A 5,843-nucleotide genomic window follows, 5' to 3' on the forward strand; every position below is an offset into this window, starting at 1 on the left:
GCGGGTGAGGAGCCGTCGCTGGCGGTGCTACTCGGATCGCGATCACACACCGACAAGGCTGTGGACGTCCTCGACGCGGTGCAGCGGATGATCGAGCCGCCCGCGCTAATCGGTTGCATCGCCCAGGCGATCGTCGCCGGCCGCCGCGAGATAGAGGACGAGCCCGCGGTGGCGGTGTGGCTGGCGTCCGGCCTGGCCGCCGAGACGTTCCAGCTGGACTTCGTCCGCACCGGCTCGGGTGGCCTGCTCACCGGTTACCGGTTCGACCGGACCGTGCACGATCTGCACCTGCTGCTGCCGGACCCGTACACATTCCCGTCGAGCCTGCTCGTCGAGCACCTCAACACCGACCTGCCGGGAACGACCGTGCTGGGCGGCGTGGTGAGCGGTGGGCGGGGACCGGGCGACACCCGGCTGTTCCGCGACCACGGCGTGCTCACCGCCGGCCTCGTGGGCGTGCGCCTGCCCGGCATGCACGCTATCCCGATCGTGTCGCAGGGCTGCCGGCCGATCGGCCACCCATACATCGTCACCGGCGCGGACGGCGCACTGATCACCGAGCTGGGCGGCCGACCGCCGCTGCAGCGGCTGCGTGAGATCGTCGAGGGGCTTCAGCGCGACGAGCAGGAACTGGTCAGCCACGGCCTGCAGATCGGCATCGTCGTCGACGAGCACCTGGCGGCTCCGGGTCAGGGCGACTTCCTGATCCGCGGGCTGCTCGGCGCCGACCAATCGACCGGGGCGATCGAGATCGGCGACGTTGTCGAGGTCGGCGCGACCGTGCAGTTCCAGGTCCGTGACGCGGCGGGGGCCGACAAGGACCTGCGCCTGGCCGTAGAGCGGGCGGGAGCGGAGCTATCCGGGCGTGCGGTGGGCGCGCTGTTGTTCACCTGCAACGGACGTGGGCGGCGGATGTTCGGGGTCGCCGACCATGACGCGTCAACAATCGGGGACCTACTTGGCGGGATTCCGCTCGCCGGCTTCTTCGCCGCCGGGGAGATCGGCCCGATCGCGGGCCGCAACGCGCTGCACGGATTTACCGCGTCGATGGCGCTGTTCATCGACGACGCGAAATGAGCCATTACCTGGCCCACTGGCGTGTGCGTCACCTCTGTCACAGCCGTCACCGCTGCCGACCACTATGCGAAATGCCCGCCTATGAGCGACTTTTCAGCGACAACCCGGGGCGCGGTGACCGGTGAAGTGACCGCGCGGGAACGCGTGGATGCGACGGTCGCCGCCGGACCCGCCGGGTGGCGACGCTGGAGGTGTATAGCTGCTTTCTTTTTAAGATTGCAATGTTAGGGTAGCAAAGGTGGACGTCTCGGTCGACGGACTTCGGCGCGGTGTCGGCCCCCCCGGCGGTGCGGCCTGAACCGAAACCCTTGAAAGATCATGAATTTCAACCCGTATTCTCGTTCGCACCTCGGAAATCCCCACCCGGTGTACGCCGCGCTGCGCGAGGAGCGCCCGGTTCATCTCAACGACCGGCCACGATTCCGGGCGATCAGCCGTTTCGAGGATGTTGAGGCTGCATTGCGCCAATGGCCGGTCTTTTCATCCGCGAGCGGCATCACCTTAGATGGGTTCTCTGGCATTAAGCCGATGATCATCCTGATGGATCCGCCCCGCCAGGCCGAGTTGCGGAGGGTTCTGCAGAAGGCGTTCACTGCCAAGCGAATCGGCGCACAGGAAAGCCTGATCCGGCATACCGCCCGAGCCCTGCTCGACACGATGTCTAGCGAAGACGAAGTTGACCTGGTGTCGACGTTCACCGGGCCGTTCCCAATCATGGTGATCGCCGAGATGCTGGGCGTCGATCCGTGCGATCGAGACCTGTTCAAACAATGGTCCAACGGGATCATGGCGACCGCGGCCGGCGACTACGAATCGCTGGTCCGCAACTACGACCACATCTTCGACTATTTCCGCGGTGTCATCGCCGCTCGCCGCAGCAGCCCGCGCGACGACCTGGTCACCGCCCTTGTGTGGGCCGAGGTCGACGGGCACAAGCTCACCGACGACGACATCCTCGGGTTTTGTGCTCTTCTGCTGATCGCCGGCAACGAGACCACGACAAATCTGCTCGGCAATGCCGCCACCGCGCTGGCTGCTCACCCCGACGCCCGAGCGGAGATCGTTACCGATATGTCGTTGCTGCCCAATGCGATCGAAGAGGTGCTGAGATTCGAGGGGCCTGTCCCGACGCTGACGCGGACGACAACGACCGATGTTGAAATACACGGACACACCATCAGCGCGGGTGAAAAGGTAATGCTCCTCTTGGCCGCGGCGAACCGTGACCCCCGAGTCTTCGATGACGCCGACCGTTTCGACATCCATCGCGTGGCACGAAAACACATCGCGTTTGGCAGCGGTATCCACTTCTGCATGGGCGCCAATCTCGCGCGCCTTGAAGCCAGGATTGCATTCGAAGAACTGCTCTCGCGTTTTCCGGAATACCGCGTCACGTCCGACACATTGTCGTACTTCAACACCCCATCGATTCGTGGACCCAAGGCGTTGCGGGTGCGGTTGGCCGGCTGACCGCCGATGGTTTACGAACGACACTCAGCCGGCGGGATCCGCGCGCCGTCACAGAATACTGGCCACTAGCAAAAGTGCCGCAGAAGTGGCCAGAAGTACCGGACAGATCTTGAACCACACGATCGGGGTGCGAGCGCCGGTGAGCGCAGTCAGTACCGCAAGCGCCACCAGCAATCCGGCGACCGTCCGGTACACGATGGCGATGACTTGCGTGTCGGCCGCAGTCGCGGTGACCGCGACCACCAAGGCCGCCATGCCCCACATAGTGCAGGATTCAGCCAGCCACTCCTGGATGAGAACACGGCGGTTATCGACCGTGATCGGGGCGAACCCGGCCACCACCCGCTTGGTCGGTACGGCATGGGCGATCCCCCAGACGCCGATCAGCACCGCCGCAACGTAGGCCAGCACCTGACCCTACGACTGCTGCGCCGGCTTCAGCACGCTGAACACTGCGCCTTGTGGGTTGGTATCTTCGGCATGATTCACCTTTCCAATTGGCGAATGAATCGGCAACGGCCGTTTGCCGGCTGATGAAGCGGACGAGTCGATCGAGGATTCCGGCATCGGGCCCGGTCGCAACGGTTCGGCGAATGTCGTATAGCCGCGCCTTCCGGCGCGACGAACTCGCGGCAACCCCCAGAACATACCCGGACACCGGCTTTCAGACTACCAGCTGCTTACCAGTAGCCACAGCGAGCGAAATCTTAAGTGTGGAAAAGGAATTCGGGAGAAAGAATGGCTAACTTGGTAACCACGCGTTTCGGGACCTAAGCCTCTTGGCCCAGCGGGCCGCCAAGCCCTTAATCTGATCGGGGTAGTGCATCAGCCCCTTCGTCGCATCTGTCGGAGCAGATGCCTGGCTGGTGGAAGTTCCTGACGATCGCAAGGGAGAGCGAAATGCCTGACCAGTCAGAACATCGCGGAATTGTGGTCGGCGTCGATGGGTCCACCGCTTCGACCGCGGCGGTACGGTGGGCCGCACGCTGGGCGGCGATGCGCAACACCGGGTTAACCATTGTTCACGCCTCCCCACCGGTGGTGCCCGGCTCATCGCTCATTGTCTGGACGGGGCCCACCTCGTCAGAAGTGTTGCGCGCGCAGGAAGAATACGCCCGGCGCCTGATCGACGACGCCGCCAAGACGGCCAACGACATTGCCCGTGGCCTACACATTCAGACCAAGGTAATCGCCGCCGCGCCCGTACCCACGTTGCTCGAGCTGTCCAACGATGCGCAGATCGTCGTGGTGGGCCGACGCGGTAGGTCGTCGCTGTCGGGCGTGCTGCTCGGCTCGGTCAGCACCGCGATGATCCACCGCGCTAGCTGCCCCGTCGCGGTCATCCACGACGAATCCCCTGCCGAGGCGGCGTCTATGGATGCGCCCGTGGTGGTAGGCATTGATGGATCGCCGCCATCCGAACTGGCCACCGCGATCGCCTTCGACGAAGCCTCGTGGCGCGGCGTCGAGGTGGTCGCGTTGCACGCCTCATGCGACAGCGATCCCTTCGGCATTCACCAACTGGAGTGGGGCGTCGCTGAGCCGAGAGCCCATGAAGCCCTTGCCGAGCGGCTGGCCGGCTGGCAGGAACGTTACCCCGATGTTCGTGTGCGCCGTGTGGTCGTACTCGACCGACCCGCGCACCACCTCATCGAGCAAGCCAAAACCGCCCAGTTGGTCGTGGTCGGCACCCGCGGCCACGGTGAATTCAGCGGACTGCTGCTGGGCTCGGTCAGCGCCGCGGTGGTACAGGTGACCCGCACACCGGTCATCGTCGCCCGCGGGGGCAACGTGCTTCAATGACATCACCAATAAGCCGCAGTGGGGCGCCCACCCTCGCAACTCGGGAGGTTAGCGCACGTCGCTGCACCGGTTCGACCATACAGTGAATCCCATTGCGACACAGGCAGATCAGCAACCCGTGAAGAAATCACACGTCAACAAGCTCGGCGTTGTTGGCATCGCCGCCCTGCGACGGCGAAGATGCGCTGGCGGCACCGGCATCCGGGCCAGCCTCGACGAAGGGTGTGCGACGGCACGGCTACAGTGCCGGGTTGCGTTGGAAGCAAGCAACCCCGAGGTCGTCGCCGACCTCGCGGCGCGCGGTCTCGGGGTCGCGGTGCTTCCGGAGTCCTATGCACGCACGCGCGACGACCTGCACCTGCTACGTCTGGGTCGTCCGACGTTGCGCGCTTGTGTCGGTGTGGCCTGGCGGACCGACGGCCGGTTGTCACCGGCCGCAACCGCGCTCGTCACGCTGCGGCAAAATCGACGCCCCGCCAGCTCCGGCTGTTCAGCGTGATCCGAGTCAAGGCAGGCATATTCAGCCTCACCGCTTCGGCGCCGGCTGACGATGACGGCGGTTACCTGCGTTGGCACCTGCTGGATCACATGCCGGAGCAATACCAACTACCGGGCATCGTGTACGCGCTGCGCTGGTTCGCCGACGGCGGCTACCGCGACCATCGCTTGGCTTCCTACGGACCACTGGGACAGGTCGGCAACGTCGTCCACTACCTCGTCAGTGACCCCGTTGAAGAAACCTTCGATGACTTCGTTGCGCTGGGCCGCGCGCTGCGTGAGAACGGTCGCTTTCCCATCGTGCGACCGTCACTGCAGGTGGCCGGCCTGCGACTGCTGCAATGGCAGTCCTCACCGCACGCGCTCGTTTCCGCCGAGGTCGTGCCGTTTCGGCCGCACCGCGGCGTACTGCTGATCGTCGAGGAACCCACCCATGACCGGCCCAACCAGTGGCTGCAATGGCTGCACGCCGAACACTATCCAGCGCTGCTCGCCACACCCGGCACGGCCGGCGTATGGACATTCGGTTCGACCACCGCATGGAACCGCACACCGCGGGGATGGCGCACCGAGCCCCAGTACGTCACCGTCATCTACCTCGACGACGAGCCCCTCGTCACCACCGACGCCCTGGCCCCCATCGTCGAAGAACGCTGGCGATCAACAGCAGTGCGACCCATATTCGCCGGACCGCTGCGGACCATGATCAGTTGGGAAGCCTGGCCCTGAATTACTGTCGCTCTCGGTCCCCACAGACGCGGCTAGCCACGGGTTGAGCCCAGCCCTTCAGCGTTATGCGGCGCGGCGCCTCACCGCGCCAACCACCGCGGTTGAGATCGACTCTTGCATTTCGTAACGCTGTTCCGTAACGTCGATACAAAACAAGGCGCTACAGCCGAAGGAGCATTATGAGCGGACCAGTCAGCTATCGTCGCGACGAGTCCATCGCGGTGATCACGATGGACGATGGGAAGGTCAATGCGCTCGGGCCGACC

The 5,843-nt window shown here is 64.8% G+C and carries 6 protein-coding genes and 1 pseudogene; 6 read left to right on the top strand and 1 reads right to left on the bottom strand.

What is annotated here, in order from left to right; genetic code table 11:
* Positions 1-1,077: FIST signal transduction protein (locus VKI00_RS15280; protein WP_324438741.1), on the top strand; the 1,077-nt coding region annotated here is incomplete at its 5' end.
* Between the two features lie 318 nt (positions 1,078-1,395).
* A complete protein-coding gene (locus VKI00_RS15285) occupies positions 1,396-2,547 on the top strand; it encodes a cytochrome P450 (RefSeq protein ID WP_324438743.1) in 1,152 nt (383 codons plus the stop codon).
* Positions 2,548-2,595: 48 nt separating this feature from the next.
* Here VKI00_RS15285 and VKI00_RS15290 read toward each other — a convergent pair whose 3' ends face one another.
* On the bottom strand, positions 2,596-2,958 hold the full coding sequence (locus tag VKI00_RS15290) for a hypothetical protein (protein ID WP_324438745.1): 363 nt from the start codon (positions 2,956-2,958) through the stop codon (positions 2,596-2,598).
* A gap of 489 nt (positions 2,959-3,447) precedes the next feature.
* Between VKI00_RS15290 and VKI00_RS15295 the strand changes: the two genes are divergently transcribed.
* The 4 genes and pseudogenes from VKI00_RS15295 to VKI00_RS15310 form a co-directional block, all read left to right on the top strand.
* Positions 3,448-4,350 (top strand): universal stress protein, encoded by a 903-nt coding sequence (locus VKI00_RS15295; protein ID WP_324438747.1) that lies wholly within the window; start codon positions 3,448-3,450, stop codon positions 4,348-4,350.
* A gap of 118 nt (positions 4,351-4,468) precedes the next feature.
* Positions 4,469-4,849 carry a LysR substrate-binding domain-containing protein gene (locus tag VKI00_RS15300; protein ID WP_324438749.1) on the top strand — a complete coding sequence of 127 codons (381 nt, stop codon included), beginning with the start codon at positions 4,469-4,471 and terminating at the stop codon, positions 4,847-4,849.
* Positions 4,849-5,577 carry a hypothetical protein gene (locus VKI00_RS15305; protein ID WP_324438751.1) on the top strand — a complete coding sequence of 243 codons (729 nt, stop codon included), beginning with the start codon at positions 4,849-4,851 and terminating at the stop codon, positions 5,575-5,577. The genes VKI00_RS15300 and VKI00_RS15305 overlap by 1 nt, the downstream gene beginning before the upstream one ends.
* 179 nt (positions 5,578-5,756) lie before the next feature.
* Positions 5,757-5,843: pseudogene (locus VKI00_RS15310) on the top strand (enoyl-CoA hydratase); the annotation flags it as partial.

It is taken from the genome of Mycobacterium sp. (assembly GCF_035314665.1).
Classification (GTDB): domain Bacteria; phylum Actinomycetota; class Actinomycetes; order Mycobacteriales; family Mycobacteriaceae; genus Mycobacterium.

Excerpts from the sequence above, each read along its gene's own strand:
- VKI00_RS15285 (WP_324438743.1), top strand. The coding sequence starts at position 1,396 with ATGAATTTCAACCCGTATTCTCGTTCGCACCTCGGAAATCCCCACCCG.
- VKI00_RS15295 (WP_324438747.1), top strand. The coding sequence starts at position 3,448 with ATGCCTGACCAGTCAGAACATCGCGGAATTGTGGTCGGCGTCGATGGG.